The 14,909-nt window shown below is 71.1% G+C and carries 18 protein-coding genes; 5 read left to right on the top strand and 13 right to left on the bottom strand.

Going from position 1 to position 14,909, the window contains the following annotated elements; genetic code table 11:
• Positions 1-58: 58 nt before the first annotated feature.
• Positions 59-694 carry a TetR/AcrR family transcriptional regulator gene (locus tag CLV46_RS06910; RefSeq protein WP_245866608.1) on the top strand — a complete coding sequence of 212 codons (636 nt, stop codon included), beginning with the start codon at positions 59-61 and terminating at the stop codon, positions 692-694.
• A 69-nt stretch (positions 695-763) separates the two neighbouring features.
• Positions 764-1,006, top strand: coding sequence for a hypothetical protein (locus tag CLV46_RS06905; protein WP_100364094.1), 243 nt, complete (start codon positions 764-766; stop codon positions 1,004-1,006).
• A gap of 16 nt (positions 1,007-1,022) precedes the next feature.
• Here CLV46_RS06905 and CLV46_RS06900 read toward each other — a convergent pair whose 3' ends face one another.
• Positions 1,023-2,345 carry an MFS transporter gene (locus tag CLV46_RS06900; protein ID WP_100364093.1) on the bottom strand — a complete coding sequence of 441 codons (1,323 nt, stop codon included), beginning with the start codon at positions 2,343-2,345 and terminating at the stop codon, positions 1,023-1,025.
• Positions 2,346-2,431: 86 nt separating this feature from the next.
• Between CLV46_RS06900 and CLV46_RS06895 the strand changes: the two genes are divergently transcribed.
• Together CLV46_RS06895 and CLV46_RS06890 are read left to right on the top strand one after the other, a co-directional pair.
• The gene (locus CLV46_RS06895) at positions 2,432-2,935 is read left to right on the top strand and encodes an FBP domain-containing protein (protein ID WP_100364092.1); all 504 of its coding nucleotides are present in this window, start codon (positions 2,432-2,434) and stop codon (positions 2,933-2,935) included.
• 48 nt (positions 2,936-2,983) lie between these two features.
• Entirely contained in the window at positions 2,984-3,307 is a 324-nt protein-coding gene (locus tag CLV46_RS06890) for a cupin domain-containing protein (protein WP_100364091.1), read from the top strand.
• A gap of 66 nt (positions 3,308-3,373) precedes the next feature.
• Here the strand turns inward: CLV46_RS06890 and CLV46_RS06885 are convergent, their stop codons facing one another.
• The 12 genes from CLV46_RS06885 to CLV46_RS06835 form a co-directional block, all read right to left on the bottom strand.
• Complete coding sequence (locus CLV46_RS06885; RefSeq protein ID WP_245866606.1) at positions 3,374-4,819, bottom strand: MFS transporter; 1,446 nt, start codon at positions 4,817-4,819, stop codon at positions 3,374-3,376.
• Positions 4,820-4,971: 152 nt separating this feature from the next.
• Positions 4,972-5,145, bottom strand: a complete 174-nt coding sequence (locus CLV46_RS16655; RefSeq protein ID WP_157802254.1) for a hypothetical protein — start codon at positions 5,143-5,145, stop codon at positions 4,972-4,974.
• Between the two features lie 67 nt (positions 5,146-5,212).
• Complete coding sequence (locus CLV46_RS06880) at positions 5,213-6,613, bottom strand: glycosyltransferase (protein WP_100364089.1); 1,401 nt, start codon at positions 6,611-6,613, stop codon at positions 5,213-5,215.
• A 106-nt stretch (positions 6,614-6,719) separates the two neighbouring features.
• On the bottom strand, positions 6,720-7,469 hold the full coding sequence (locus CLV46_RS06875; protein WP_100364088.1) for a YidC/Oxa1 family membrane protein insertase: 750 nt from the start codon (positions 7,467-7,469) through the stop codon (positions 6,720-6,722).
• Positions 7,470-7,527: 58 nt separating this feature from the next.
• A complete protein-coding gene (locus CLV46_RS06870) occupies positions 7,528-7,824 on the bottom strand; it encodes a DUF6412 domain-containing protein (protein ID WP_100364087.1) in 297 nt (98 codons plus the stop codon).
• Between the two features lie 77 nt (positions 7,825-7,901).
• The gene (locus CLV46_RS16955; protein ID WP_100364086.1) at positions 7,902-8,408 is read right to left on the bottom strand and encodes a hypothetical protein; all 507 of its coding nucleotides are present in this window, start codon (positions 8,406-8,408) and stop codon (positions 7,902-7,904) included.
• 96 nt (positions 8,409-8,504) lie between these two features.
• A complete protein-coding gene (locus CLV46_RS06860; RefSeq protein ID WP_100364085.1) occupies positions 8,505-9,686 on the bottom strand; it encodes an MFS transporter in 1,182 nt (393 codons plus the stop codon).
• 240 nt (positions 9,687-9,926) lie between these two features.
• A complete protein-coding gene (locus CLV46_RS06855) occupies positions 9,927-11,315 on the bottom strand; it encodes an LLM class flavin-dependent oxidoreductase (protein ID WP_100364084.1) in 1,389 nt (462 codons plus the stop codon).
• An 80-nt stretch (positions 11,316-11,395) separates the two neighbouring features.
• Positions 11,396-11,968 (bottom strand): YdeI/OmpD-associated family protein, encoded by a 573-nt coding sequence (locus CLV46_RS06850; RefSeq protein WP_100364083.1) that lies wholly within the window; start codon positions 11,966-11,968, stop codon positions 11,396-11,398.
• Between the two features lie 43 nt (positions 11,969-12,011).
• A complete protein-coding gene (locus CLV46_RS06845; RefSeq protein WP_100364082.1) occupies positions 12,012-12,911 on the bottom strand; it encodes a phosphotransferase family protein in 900 nt (299 codons plus the stop codon).
• 32 nt (positions 12,912-12,943) lie between these two features.
• A complete protein-coding gene (locus CLV46_RS06840; RefSeq protein ID WP_100364081.1) occupies positions 12,944-13,441 on the bottom strand; it encodes a class I SAM-dependent methyltransferase in 498 nt (165 codons plus the stop codon).
• Complete coding sequence (locus tag CLV46_RS06835) at positions 13,438-13,914, bottom strand: VOC family protein (RefSeq protein WP_100364080.1); 477 nt, start codon at positions 13,912-13,914, stop codon at positions 13,438-13,440. Before CLV46_RS06835 ends, CLV46_RS06840 begins: the two co-directional genes overlap by 4 nt.
• Positions 13,915-14,033: 119 nt before the next feature.
• Here CLV46_RS06835 and ypfJ point away from each other — a divergent pair, with 119 nt between their 5' ends.
• The gene (gene ypfJ / locus CLV46_RS06830) at positions 14,034-14,909 is read left to right on the top strand and encodes a KPN_02809 family neutral zinc metallopeptidase (protein ID WP_100365940.1); all 876 of its coding nucleotides are present in this window, start codon (positions 14,034-14,036) and stop codon (positions 14,907-14,909) included.

The raw sequence follows: 14,909 nt of genomic DNA, 5'->3' as shown, positions 1-14,909 counted from the left end.
GATACGCTGTCCACAACGCGAGATCGGCCGCTCGGGCGGCCGCGCCGAGAGGGGAAGCGTGAGCGGACTGGGTTCGATGCGCACGACATATCGACACGGGGATCTTCGCGCGACACTCGTCGCGGTCGGTATCGAACTGGCCAGACAGGGCGGTCCCGACGCCGTCGTGCTGCGCGAGGCGACGCGACAGGCCGGCGTCGCGCCGAACGCCGCATACCGCCATTTCGCCGACCGGGCCGCTCTGCTCGCGGCCGTCTCGGACGAGGCCCAGGCGATCGTCGCCGACCGCATCGAGATCGCCTTCGACGCGATCCCCGACACGGGTGATGCGACCGCCGACGCCCGCGCCCGGCTGACCGCCATCGGGCGGGCCTACATCGATTTCGCGTGCACCGACCCCGGCCTGTTCCGCGCGGCCTTCACCGTGCCCCGCGACCTCGCAACCGCGCTCGAGCCGCCGAAGGCGGGAGCGCGGGGACGCACCCCGTTCGAGCTGCTCGGGGTGTCGCTCGACGCGCTCGTCGAGGCCGGCGCGCTGCCCGCCGAGCGGCGACCCGGGGCCGAGTTCCTCGCCTGGTCGGCCGTGCACGGCCTCGCCATGCTGCATCTCGAGGGTCCCCTCGCCCACCTCGGCTCACCGATGCTCGAAGGTGTGCGCGACCGCGTCGTCGAGATGGCAGTGCGTGGGATCTAGCTGCCCATCGTCTGGGCTTCTCCTGCGCACGCTGCGCCGGCGCCCGTCTCCCGCCTTAGCGTCGAGCGCATGAGCGATCAGCAGCACTTCGACGACGGCATCGACAAGGACACCGACTACAGCCCGGGCAGCGAACGCGAGACCCAGGTGCGGCAGGACGAGCCCGCGTCGGCCGCGGTCGCCGACGAGGCCGATGATCCCGGCGTGCAGGTGCGTCCGGGCACCGGCGGTCCCGATGACGTCGGCGACGTGCGCGTCGACGAGGACGACCTGAACATGCCCGACGATTCGGGCCGCAGTCACGACGCCTGACCCGGGCGACGATCCGTCAGGAGGCGGCGGCCTCGGCGCCGTCGGGCGGCGTGCGGTCGAGCGGATGACGCAGTTCGTCCCGCGGCATGCGGGCGAGCAGGATCGCGGCGGTCGCGAGGGCGGGCGGCACGAGACCGGCGACGAGGAAGACGGCCGGGAATCCGACCGCCTCGCCGACCGGACCCGCGACCGCCATCGACACGGGCATGAACGCGAGCGACACGAAGAAGTCGAGGCTCGAGACCCGTCCGAGATAGGCCGCGGGCACACGCCGCTGCAGCAGCGTTCCCCAGATCACGTTGGCGGCCGAGAACGCGAAGCCCACGACGAACAGGGCCGCGACCATCAGCCACAACGCATCCGTGACGCCGATGACGACGAGCGGCACGCAACCGAGGCCCCACAGCAGGTTCATGACGGTCAGGTAGCGGCGCGGCAACCGCAGAGTCGCCACGAGGAGTGAACCGACCGCGCCACCGACGCCGAACGCGCCGATCGCGAGCGCGAAGGCACCCGCCCCTCCCCCGGTCTGATCCTTCACGGCGAAGGGCAGGAGCACCTCGATCGGCCCCATGATGACGAAGACGAGCACGCTCGCGTAGACGAGGGTCGCGAACAGCCAGGGCGTACGCACCATGTACCCGAATCCGTCCCGGATGTCGCGGAGCAGGCCGCCCACCGGATGATCGGCGGCGTCGAGCTCGCGCCGCAGCGCCGTGGGTCGCAACAGCAGGAGCGCGGCCGCCGCAAGCACTTGCGAGCCGGCGACGAGCACGAACGCCGCGCCGGGCGAGGCGACCGCGATGAGGCCGCTCGCCGCCGCCGGTCCGGCGGCCTGCATGACCGCCGGCCGCAGCACGCCCTCGAGTCCGTTCGCGGCGAGGAGCTCGTGTTCGGGAAGCAGGCTCGGCAACAGGGCCGAGTACGCCGGGTAGAAGAACCCGTCGGTGAGCCCGAAGACGAGCGATGCCGCCGCCAGATGCCAGATCTCGAGGCCCCCGGTGAGGGCGACGGCCGCGACCGTGCCGACGGCGACGGCTTTCGTGAGCTCGACCGCGATGAGGATGCGCCGTTGCGGCACCCGGTCGGCGACCGCTCCACCGAGCAGCACCGCCACCACGGTGCCGGCCGCGTTCGCGGTCGCGACGATCGACAGCTCGACCGGGCTCCCCCCGAGCTGGATCACCTGCCAGACGAAGGCGACGAGCCAGACCCCCGTGCCGAGCAGCGACAGGGCGAGCGCCGCAGCGAGTACCCGGTATTGCCGATGCACGAACGGGTGTACCGCACGCAGCAGCGGCGGTAGCGCGGGCGCCCGCTGGGGGCTGCTGTCGGCCATGACCATCCTGTCCGCGGAGAGCTCGTCGGATCCGAGCCTAGGAAGCGCCGCCGACATCCGCATCCCCGGCGGTTACGCTGGACGGGATGCAGGCCCTCACCGAAGCCCAGATCCGTGACTCGTTCGTGAACGCGACACGCGGCGACACCGAACGGATGACCCTTCCCGGGCTGCACGAGGTGCTCTGGGACGACCGCGAGTACCTCGGCTGGCGCGACCCGCGGGCCATGCAGCGCGGGTACATCGTGCACTGGCGCGAGGACCGGCCCGTCGGGATCGCCCTCCGTGCGGCCGAGAGCCGCATGTCGCGCGGGATCAGCGCGATGTGCTCCCTCTGCCGCACCCCGCAGCCCGCCGATCAGGTGTCGCTGTTCAGCGCCGCCCGAGCGGGAGAGGCGGGCAGGGACGGGAACTCCGTCGGCACCTACATCTGCTCGGACCTGGCGTGCTCGATCATCATCCGCATTGCCCCGCCGAAGTCCGACATGCAGCCCGATCCGCGGGACGTCATCGCCGCGCGCGCGGCCGGTCTCGCCACCCGGTTGTCGTCGTTCACCGCCGATGTGCTCGGCACGCGCGGAGCCGCCTGACCCTCACCTCATCTCGACAGCGTGCGCGCGAGCGAGCAGGGTGGGGGGATGACGATTCGGGCCATCGACCTCGCGTTCGACGAGAATCTCGAGGGATACGTCTCGGGATCCGAGATCTCGATCATCCAGGAGTACACCGACAAGGCGGGGACCGGTCCCCGCCTGCATCGGCACCCGTACAGCGAGACGTTCATCGTGAGACGCGGGGCGGCGCTGTTCACGGCGGGCGACGTACAGCTCGTGGTCGCCGGCGGTCAGGTCCTCGTGGTCCCCGCGCTGGTCGCGCACAAGTTCGAGGTGCTCGATCGCGGGCTGTTCGAGTCGGTGCACATCCACGCGAACGACCGCTTCGTCACCGAGTGGCTCGAGTAGCGCCGGCACCCGACACTCCGACGCCCGTCGGGTGCTGCGATCGCGGTCGCAGCACCCGACGACGGCTCAGTCGTCCGCGCTCGAGAGCGGCTTGGAGATGTCCTCGAGGGACTTCCGCTCCGCATCGACACCGAAGATGAGGGCGACGACACCGCCGACGATCATGATGCCCGCGCCGAGCAGGTAGCCGACGGTGAGCGGTCCGCGGTCCTCACCCTCGCCGACGAGCGCTCCGTACACGGTCGGCGCGATCGATCCGGCGATCTGACCGAGGGCGAAGAAGTAGCCGATGGCCTGGGCGCGGATCTCGAGCGGGAAGAGCTCGCTCACCGTCAGGTAGGCGGACGACGCTCCCGCCGAGGCGAAGAAGAACGAGACGCACCAGAAGATCGTCTGCGTCGTCGCGTCGAGCGCGCCCGCCGAGAACAGGAACCCGGAGACGGCGAGCACCACTCCCGACACCCCGTAGGTGAGGAAGATCATCTTGCGGCGACCCCACGAGTCGAACAGGGGGCCGAGCAGCAACGGACCGAGCAGGTTGCCGATCGCGAACGGGAAGAAGAAGTACGCCGTGCTGCTGGGGTCGGTGCCGTAGAAGTTCTGCAGCACGAGGGCGTAGGTGAAGAAGATCGCGTTGTAGAGGAACGACTGCGTCACCATCATGGTCGCCCCGACGAGGGTGCGCCGCGGGTACACCTTGAACAGCACGTGGGCGATCTGCCGGAACGGCACGCGCTCGTGCGGGGTGAGCTTGATGCCCTTCGAGTCGTCGACCGGCTCCAGCCGGTGGCCGTCCTCGTGCTCCACGCGCCGCTCGATCTCGTCGACCGTGCGCTTGGCCTCGTCCTCACGTCCGTGGGTCATGAGCCAGCGGGGGCTCTCGGGGATGTGCCGGCGCAGGTAGATGATCACGAGCCCGAGCACCGGCCCGATGAAGAAGCCGATCCGCCAGCCCCAGTTCTCGTCGACGATGTCGGGGTTGAGCAGGAACACGTTCGCCGCGGCCCCGAGCGCGGCGCCGCCCCAGTACGTGCCGTTGATGGCGATGTCGACACGACCACGGTACTTCGACGGGATCAGCTCGTCGATCGCCGAGTTGATCGCGGCGTACTCACCGCCGATGCCCATGCCGGCGATGAACCGGAAGAAGAACAGCACCCACATGTTCGGCGAGAGACCGGCGAGACCGCTGCCGAGCAGGTAGATGATGAGCGTCAGGATGAACAGCCTGCGTCGTCCGAGCCGATCCGAGAGCCGACCGAAGACGAGGGCCCCCGTCACCTGCCCGAGGAGGTAGATGGTGCCGGCGATCCCGACCTCCGCGGCGGTCATGCCGAGGTCCTTCTGGTAGCCGGCGGAGGCGACGATCTGGATCTCGAGTCCGTCGAGGATCCACGCGACTCCGAGGCCGACCACGACGGACCAGTGGAATCTCGTCCACGGCAGACGGTCCATCCGTGCCGGCACCAGGCTGACCAGCGGTCCCCTGGCTTGTTCGGTCGTTCGCGCCATCGCTCCTCCTACCCCGTCCGATCCGGCCCCGTCATCGGGGTCGGGGTGGTCGGAACGACCGCCGGTCGAGATTCTGCCGAGGCCACAGCGGACGGTTCAAATCCTCTCAAGGAACGCTCAGCTGGCGTTCGGAGAGGCGGGAACGGCCGGGGTCAGTCGAACTTGTCCGCGAGGTGGAACGGGATCATGAGCGCGAGCGACGCGACGAGGATCCCACCGAGGAAGAGGATGAAGTTCATCGGCTCGGGGAACTGGTCGGCGTACCCGAACATGAGGAACGAGCCGACGAAGAGCACGGCGGCGACGACGAACAAGACGATCTTCATGGGTGGCTCCCTCCGGCCTCCGATCCTACCGGGACGGCGACGGCAGCCGTGCACGGCTTCCGGTTCCTCACATGTCCGGACGCGACTTGCGCCGCCAGGCGGCGCGGAGCTCGCGGTTCCACCGTCGGGTCACGGCGCGATCGGTGAAGCGGCGTGCCGAACGGCGGGCGGCTCGACGCATCCGCCGCACCCGTCGGGCGGGCATGGCCTGCAGCTGCAGAATCGCCGCGCACAGAGCGTCCACGTCCCCGGAGGGGACCAGCATCCCGTTGCGGCCGTGACGGATGATGTCGGCCGGACCGTAGGAGATGTCGTAGGCGATCGGGAGGCATCCGGCGGCCATCGACTCGACGAGCACGAGCGGGAACCCCTCGCTGCGCGAGGTGAGGAGCAGGAACGAGGCCTCCTCGAGCCGACGGCGGGCGTCCGGGTCGTGCCCGTGCAGCCGCACCACCCCCTCGGACAGCGCGGCGGCGCGTTCGATCCTGCTGCGCAGTTCACCGTCCCCGTACACATCGAGCGTGACGCGCGTCGACGCACTCGCGGCGGTCACCGCGCGGACCGCGTGGTCCACCCGTTTGCGGCTCGTGAGCGTCGCGAGCATGATCCCCCGCGACGGGTCGCGTTCGAGCGGAGCCGCGAGCGCCGGAGCGATGTCGCGCCCGTTCGGGATGACGGTGAGGTGGTCCGCCGGTCCGAGCAGAGCCTCGATGTCGCCGCGCTGACGCTCGCTGAGCACGACCACGGCGTCGAGCGCGTCGAGGTTCTCGAACACCCGGGCGCGCGAGACGCGCAGCGGCGCGATCGGTCGGGCCGACCCCTGCAGGTGCGAACTGTGCACGACGTGCACGGTGACGACGTGCGGTCGGCGGTATCCGAGCACGAAGTTCGCGGTGGTCTTGCTGTCCACGATCAGAAAGGACCGCTGCTTCGCCGTCAGCCGGTCGAGCCAATGGCGGTAGAACGCCCACGCGCCGCCGAAGGAGCGCACGGGCACGCCGTCCCGGTCGCACACCACGATCGACCGCGCCCCATCGTCACCGCGGCGGTCGCTCACGGCGAGCGATCCGTCGTCGCGCAAGTGGTCGATCTGCGTGGTCACGCCGTGCTCGTCGCGGCGCACCCGGCGGATCGGGACCCCCTCACGCAACTGCAGCTCCCCCTCGTGCGGCGCGAGGGGAGCGAACACGTGCCGACCGAGGTCGATCGATCCGGGCCGGGGGTCGTTCACCCGCCACCACTCCCAGAGGTTGAGCAGCCGCATGCCGTCCACGAGCTCGCCGCGTTCCCGGAGACGACGTTCGATCTCGGGGTAGTCGGCGCGGTCGTCGAGGGTCAGCACATCCACCGCGACTCCGCCGAGGTGCACGAACGATCGCGACCGGTGCAGCAACGCGCTCGTCATCCCGCCGAACTGGTCGGGGATGCTCCAGGTGAGCGCGAAGTGACGGCCGGCCGGAAGGTGCACCTCGTCACGATAGGACCGGGGCGTTCGAGGAACCCGAGCGCCGACTCAGCTTCGCACCGAGTCGGAGGGTGCTGCCGTCGGCGGGCTCGTCCTCCGCACAGGGAGGTCACGCGGTTCCCCGGATGCGGTCGATCCGCCGTCGGAGCAACACGCGTTCGATGAGTGCCCACGTCGTCGTGACGGTGAGGTACAGGGTCGCGGCGAGCGGCACGATCGCGGCGAACACGACCGTGAGGAAGGGCAACCAGCTCAGCACCGCGAGGGTGCCGGCGGGCATCCCCGGGCTCGGGCTCTGCGCCGCCCAGCGCATCGACACGCGCCGCGAGAAGGCGGAGACGACCGCGATGATGCCGAGCAGCACCGCGACGACGGCGATGTCGGGCCACCACGCGCCGGCGAGCACGAGCGACGGAAGAGACGTGCCGAGCGGCGCCCCGGCGAGCGGCGCCTCGAGCAGCACGTTCGCGTGGCCGTTGATGTGCGGGGAGACGAACAGGCCGTAGACGATGCTGACGATGGGTGCCTGCACGAGCAGCGGAAGACATCCCGCGAGCGGGGACACCTTCTCGGTGGAGTACAGCTCCATCGTCTTGCGCTGCAGCAGCTCGGGCTGGGTGCGGTAGCGCTCGCGCAAGCGCTGCAGCTGGGGAGCCAGTCGGCGCCGGTCGGCGTCGGCACGTGCGGTCGCCATGCCGACGGGGATGAGCGCCGCACGCACGATGAGGGCGACGACCACGATCGCGAGGGCCGCGGAATGGGCTCCCGCGAGCGGCGCGAGCGCGTCGGCGAGGGCGGAGACGGTGGCGTGGGCGGCGTCGAGCGCCGCCGCGACGGGCGGGAAGGTGTAGATGTTCACGGTGTCCTCGAGTCGGAGCGGATGGATGACCTGTGGCCACCCGTCCGTCGGCGACGGATCAGGCGACCGGGATCATCCCTCCCGGGGCTCGAGGACGAGCGCGACCCGGCGTGTCCGGGTGCTGAGGTGCGGGCGTGCGCGTGAGCACGTGCCGGTGTTCACGGGATCGTCCGCCGATGCCCCGCAGTCGCTCGCTCACGGCGAGAGTCAGCACGGTGTGGTGCACCGAGCACGCGAGCATGACGACGGCCGCGCCACCGAGCACGAGTGCCGCGGATTGCGGCTGGTCGGCGACCGCGAGCACGAGGAAGGCCAGCGTCAGCGCGACGACGAGTCGCGGATACCAGCGGTGCACGATGGACCTCCCGCGCTCAGCCTACGCGCACGTCGGCGGGCGACGGCCGTGACGCCGCCCGCCGGTCGTCCACGGGGTCAGGGCTCTTCGTCGAGCTGCACGTCGCCGTGCAACTCGTTCTCCGCCGCGTAGGGGGCACCCTCGACGGGTGCCGCGTCCTCGTCGAGCACCGTCTCGCCCGCGACGGCATCGTTCGTGACCAGGTCGTTGGCGAAACGGAAGTCCTCGACAGCGTCGTCGGCGAGGGGCGCGTCGCCCCCGCTGTCGTCGGCGTCGTCCGCGACGCGGCCGGCGATGGCGTCGGATTCGTCGAGGTCGACGTCGCTCACCGACGTGCTCGGCGCCGCGTCGCCGCTGAGCCCGACGTCGCCCTCCTCGCGCTCGCTCGAATCATCGCCGGCGACGTCGTTCGGGCGGTCGCCCGTGCTCAGGTCGGTGCCACTCATCTCCGCATCGACGGCGGCGGCGGCGTCGGTCACGCCCGCGCTGTCGGACGCGTCGAGGGCGCTGCCCGCATTCGTGCCCGTGATCGCGTCCGTCGTGCTGACCTCGCCGAACGAGGGGGTGGGTTCGCTGTCGCTCATGGTTCTCCTCCGATCACGTGTCGCCGCGCTGGCGGACCCCGCCACGCTAGGACGACCCGCTCGACCGCCGCTCGCCGTGTGAGCGGATGCCCAGGGTCACCGTTCATCCCGCGCGGGGCGCAGCGCCCAGGCGAGCACGGTGAGCACCGCGAATGCCGCCGCGCACCCGAGGATCGCGACGGCGGAGCCCCAGCGGTCGCTCACCGCGCCGATGAGCGCGGGCGTGAGCGGGGCGAAGGCGCCGACCAGCAGCGCCAGGGTCGACTGCGCGCGGGTGACGAGGTGGTCGGGGCAGCGCGCGGAGAGGTCGCCGAACAGCACCGCCGCCACGGCCGGCGCGAGGAAGAAGGCCGCGGCACCGGCGACGCCGATGAGGTACGGCGACTCGAGCGGGAGCAGCGCGAGCGTCGCGACCGTGTCGACGGCGGCGGCCAGGCGCAGCACAGCGACGGGCCGCAGCCGCCGCTGCAGCCACGGGGTGAGCAGGGCGCCGATCGCTCCCCCGGCGGCGCTGATCGCGTACATCGCGCCGATCTCCGCCGAGCCGGCACCGCGGTCGCGGGCGAAGACGAGGATGGCGAGGCCCACGGCGCCGAAGACGGCGGTGAGCGCACCCACCCAGAGGCCGGCGCGCAGCAGGAAGCCGTCCGACCGCAACCACCGCCATCCGGCTCGCACCTCGTCGCGCCAACGCGCTCCGGTCCCCCCGGTGGGGGCGGCTTGCGGCGATCGGACGAATGAGACGAGCAGGAACGACGCCGTGTAGCTCGCGGCGTCGACGGCGAAGGGAAGCGCCGGATGCACCGCGTACAGCACGCCGCCGAGCAGTGGCCCGATGAGTCCGGCGAGCTGGGAGCGCGACTGCATGCGTCCGACGGCGAGTGCCCGCTCCTCGACCGGCACGAGCAGCCGCACGAGCGCGAACTCGGCCGGTCCGAAAACGGTGCCGAACGCGACCTCAGCCGCCACGAGGGCGAGCAGCAACGGCACCGCCACCGCATCGAGGAGCACCATCGCCGTGACGGCGACGAGCACGCCCGTGCGGATGCCGTCGGCCGCGAGCATGAGCGGCCGGTACCGGAAGCGGTCGGCGAGCACTCCCCCGGGCACCCGCACCACGAACGCGACGGCAGCCGTGACCGCGCCGACGAGCCCCGCCTGCAGTGCCGACCCGGTCGCGTCGAGCACGAGCAGCGGATAGGCGAGCGTCGACACGCTCGTGCCCAGCTGCGAGAGCGCCTGCGACACCCACAACAGGGCGAAGGAGCGGCGAAGCATGAGCGGAGCCTAGACAGCCTCCGCGCCGCTTCGTCAGTGCGGATCCCCGACGTCGGAGGGAACCGTCGCCGCCGCGCGATCCGCGACGCGCGCCCGTTCCGCACTCGCGCGACGGGTTCTCCAGGCGCGGGAGCACGGAACAGTAGCGCGACGCGGACACGTATGACGGGCTCCCTTCGACAGGCTCAGGGAGCGGGTCTGCAGCGGACGCCGTGCGGCGCGCGACCGGCGGCGCACCGCTCAGCCGGCGACGACCCCCGACGGACGCACGCGGAACGACGCCCCGAGGTGCTCCTCCGGCAGCCGGTCGCCGCGGCCGTGCAGCTTGTTGCGCAGAGTGCCCTCCGCGTACGACTCCGGATAGGCGCCACGGGCGCGCAGCTCCGGGATGACGTAGCGCACGACATCCTCGAACGTACCCGGCGTCACGACGTAGGCGAGGTTGAACCCGTCGACGTCGGTCTCCTCCACCCACTCCTGCAGCTGGTCGGCGATCTCCGCGCCCGATCCGACGATGTACGGGCCGAGGCCGCCGATGGCGCCGTGCCGGCCGATGTCGCGCACCGTCCACTCGTCGCCGGCGGCCGCCGACTCCTGGAAGTTCGACACGACCGACTTGATCGCGTTGCTCTCGACGTTGCCGACCGGCTCGTCGAGGTCGTACTTCGAGAGGTCCACGCCCATCCAGCCGGACATGAAGACGAGGGCGCCCTCCTCGCTCGCGTAGGAGAGGTACTCCTCGAGCTTCGCCTGCGCCTTCTCGCTCGTCTCGTCGGTGATGATCGTCAGCAGCGTGTAGATGCGCGCGGCGTACCGGTCACGGCCGGCCGCCTCGAGGGCGTCTCGGATGCGCGACACGGTCTTCTTGAGCACGTCCTTGCTGTGGGCGGCGACGAAGATCGCCTCCGCGTTCGCCGCGGCGAAGGCGATGCCTCGCGGGGAGGCGCCCGCCTGGTAGAGCACGGGGGTGCGCTGCGGCGACGGCTCCGAGATGTGGATGCCCGGAACGGTGAAGTGCGTGCCCTTGTGCCCGATCTCGTGCACCTTCGACGGTTCCGTGTACACGCCCCGCTCCCGGTCGCGCACGACGGCGTCGTCCTCCCAGGAGCCCTCCCACAGCTTGTACAGCACCTCGAGGTACTCGTCGGCGTGGTCGTAGCGGTCGTCGTGCTCGAGCTGGTCGTCGTGCCCCATGTTGCGGGCCGCGCTCGGCAGATACCCGGTCACGACGTTCCAGCCGACCCGGCCCTTCGTGAGGTGGTCGAGCGTCGACATGCGACGGGCGAACGGATACGGATGCTCGTAGGCGGTGCCGGCGGTCACTCCGAATCCGAGGTGCTCGGTGACGAGCGCCATCGCGGAGACGAGCATGAGCGGGTCGCCGACGGGCACCTGCGCGCCGTGCCGGATGGCGGCCTCGTTCGTGCCGCCGTAGACGTCGTAAGTGCCGAGCACGTCCGCGATGAAGATGCCGTCGAAGGTGCCCGACTCGAGCAGCTTCGCGAGCCCGGTCCAGTACTCGAGATCGGTGTAGCGGTGGGCCTGATCGTCCGGATGACGCCAGAGGCCGGAGGACTGGTGGGCGACGCAGTTCATGTCGAAGGCGTTGAAGCGGATCTGCCGGGTCATGCCTTCATGCTGCGGGCAGCGCCGCCGACGCGCACCCCCGCCCGCAACACAACGCAACACGTCGGGCGAGCCTGTGCGACTCAGCGGTAGTGACGTTCCCCGCGGGCTGCCTTCTCCACGACGTCGGCGATGCGCGCGGCACGCACCGCGGGCGTCTTGATGTTGGAGATCCGGAAGAAGATCTGGAAGCGGTCCGCGCGCGGTAGCGCCTCGAGGAACGCGGCCGCAGCGGGGTTCGCGTCGAGTGCCTGCTGCAGATCCGGCGGGGCGACCGCACCCTTCACCCGGTACGCCGCATCCCACCGCCCGTCGGCCTTCGCCCGCTCCACCTCGGCGACGCCGCCGGGCCGCATCCGGCCTTCGGCCGTCAGCCGCGCGACGTGCTCGACGTTCACCTGCGACCACGGACTGTTCTTCCGCCGGGGTGTGAACGCCTGCAGGGTGTAGTCGTCGTCGAACCGCGAGGTCTGCCCGTCGATCCAGCCGTAGCAGAGCGCGACCTCGACCGCCTCCTGCCACGTCATGCCGGGCGCGGTCGACGACTTCTTGCGCAGCTTCAGACGCACGCCGCCCGGGTCGGGGTCGCCGGCGAGGAACTCCTCCCACTGCTCGACCGTGAGCTCGAGCACGGGTTTGTCGGCGAAGCTCACCATGAGCCGATGCTAGGCCCGACCACCGACCTCGTCGGTGCGGGGATCAGCGGGACGTGAAACGGTCCGCGAGCCAGCCCAGGATCGCCTCCGCCTGTTCGCGCTGGAACCCGCGCACGCGCTCGACGCCCGGGGACGGCGGTTCCTGCGATCGCGCGAGGAAGAACCCCGCGAGGAGGGCGAGCACGGCATCGGCGGCGTCCTCAGGCATCGTCTCGAACACCGAGTGACCGCGGATGTACTCCTCCACGTCGTGCGACGGATCGTAGAGACGCACGTTGAACAGCAGGGTGAGCGCGTCGAACCATGACGGACCGCGATGCGCCCACGGCCAGTCGACGATCACGGCACGTCCGGACCTCGTGATGAGCACGTTGTCCGCCCGCAGATCCAGCTGCACCAGGTGGTCGCCGCCGATGTGGGCTCCCGCCTCCACGGCGAGACGGTGCAGCTCGGCGACCGTCGCCGCATCGAGGTCCGACTGCACGCGCAGCCAGTCGTCGGCGGCGCTGCGCCAGAAGTCGAGCACGTGTGGGATGCCCGGGGGCACGGGCCAGCGCGCGATCGACTGGCACGCGTCGAGGGTCGCGACGACGTCGCGCCGCTGCCACGGCAGCGTCGGCGGCTCACCCTCGACCGGTTCGAAGGCGAGGGCGACCCAGTCGCCGTCGTCGTAGACGCCGAGCAGGTGGGGCACGGGGAGCTGCGGGTCGAAGGTCGCTGCGATCCGCGCTTCCATGCGGTGGATGTCGGGCGACTCGGGGTTGCGCTCGAATCCCACCGCCTTGATGAACGCCCGACGGCCGGCGGCGGTCGTGACGATGTCGGCGGATCCCGGCGAGAAACCACCCTGCTGCGACTGCCACTGCACGATTTCGGAGCCCAGCAGTTCGGCCGCCCACGCCCGCACCGCGGGGGGCAGCTCGGTCCAGGGCAACCGCGACATCGCCCCACCGTATCGGTTAGGCGCACGCGCCGTCAGGGTCGGCGCACCGCGTCGACCGCGAGGAGGCCCGGCCCCTCGCTGACGGTCGGCTCGGTGAAGGGATGTCCGGCGAGCGCCGCCCTGACCCTCGGCACGATGCGGTCGGCCCCCGTCGGGCCGAGGGAGAAGCACAGGGCGAGGCGTCCGCCCGGCCGCAGCAGGCGGGCGAGCGCGTCGCACTCGGCGTGCGCGGTGCCCGTCCAGAAGACGTTGACGTCGACCCCGAAGGCCACGTCGAACGGCTCCGGTGTGGAGAGGTCGGCGAGCGCCGTCTGCTCGATCGTCGCGTGCGGAACGTCGCCGATGCGTGCGCGGGCACGTGCGACGGCGACCGGGGACCGGTCGACCGCGAGCAGCGAGCCGCGGGCGAGGCGGCCGGCGGCGAGCGCCGCCGCGACGCCCGGTCCGCAACCGAATTCGAGCACGCGCTCCGTGCCCCGCAGGTCGAGGTGGTCGACCACCCACCGCTGACGCGCCTCGGTGTCGGTCACCCGGCGGCGGCCGCCTTGAGCGCACCCACGTCGAGCTTGCGCATCCCCAGCATCGCCGTCATCACCCGGTGTGCCGCGGCGGGATCCGGGTGCTGCAACAGCCCGGGCAACTCGGCCGGGACGATCTGCCACGACACCCCGAACGGATCGAGGAGCCACCCGCACATGCTCTCGGCTCCCCCGTTGCTCGTGAGGCGATCCCAGTACCGGTCGACCTCGTCCTGGGTGTCGCACCGCACCATGAGCGAGAACGCCTCGGTCTGCGGATGTCCGGGGCCGCCGTCGAACAGCGTGACCACCCGGCCGGTGAGCTCGATCGTCACCGACATCGTCTTGCCCGCGTTCACCGGTGCGCCTTCGGGGTACCGCTGCCGCTCGAGCACCCGAGTGCCCTCGAAGGTCTCGGTGTAGAGCTCGACGGCCTCGTCCAGCCGCCCGTCGAACCACAGGAACGGGGTGATCTCGATCGCCACAGGTGACTCTCCCTCCGACCGCCTCGATGCGGTTCCCGCACACAGTAGCGTCGGCGTTCCCCTGACAGAACCCCGGATGCGACACGCACGCGCGCGCGTCGTTCCCTACGGTGAGCGGCATGACCTTCAACGACGACGCGCGCATCGGTCGCAGCCGCACGAGCAAGCGCGGACGCAACGCCGGGATCGCCGTGGGTGGCGGCGGACTCGGCGTGATCGCCATCCTCCTCGTCGGCCAGCTGCTCGGTGTCGATCTGAGCGGACTCGTCGGCGGCGCACCCGTGGGCGGCTCCGGCGGCGGCACGGACACGAGCCTGGAGCAGTGCGACACCGGACGGGACGCCAACGAGCTCGTCGAGTGCCGGATGGTCGGCGCCGCCGACTCCCTCGACGCGTTCTGGTCCGAGCAGCTCGGGCAGCAGTACGTGCAGCCGCAGCTCATCCTGTTCGAACAGGCGACGAACACCGGTTGCGGCAGCGCGACGAGCGCGGTCGGCCCGTTCTACTGCCCACCCGACCAGTCCGTGTACATCGACACGTCGTTCTACGCGGAACTGAGCGGACGGTTCGGCGCCTCCGGGGGATCGCTCGCGCAGCTGTACGTCGTCGCCCACGAGTGGGGGCACCACATCTCGAACATCACCGGCGCGATGGACGGGTTGGACCGCAGCGAGACCGGCCCCGCCTCCGACGGCGTGCGGCTCGAGCTGCAGGCCGACTGCTTCGCCGGCGCGTGGGTGGCCGGAGCGGAGAACACGCTCGATGAGAACAGCACGCCCCTGTTGAAGCCGCCGACTCCGGCGGAGATCGCCGACGCGCTCAGCGCGGCGTCGGCGGTGGGCGACGACCGCATCCAGGAGGCGACGACCGGGCAGGTGCAGCCGGAGACCTGGACGCACGGCTCGAGCGAGATGCGGCAGCGTTGGTTCACCATCGGGCGGGAGCAGGGACGCACGGCCTGCGACACGTTCTCGGTGCCGGGCGACGACCTCTAG

Source organism: Diaminobutyricimonas aerilata (assembly GCF_002797715.1).
GTDB classification, from domain to species: Bacteria; Actinomycetota; Actinomycetes; order Actinomycetales; family Microbacteriaceae; genus Diaminobutyricimonas; species Diaminobutyricimonas aerilata.
Note: the sequence above shows the minus strand (reverse complement) of the source record. Positions and strands in the feature narration are given on the sequence as shown.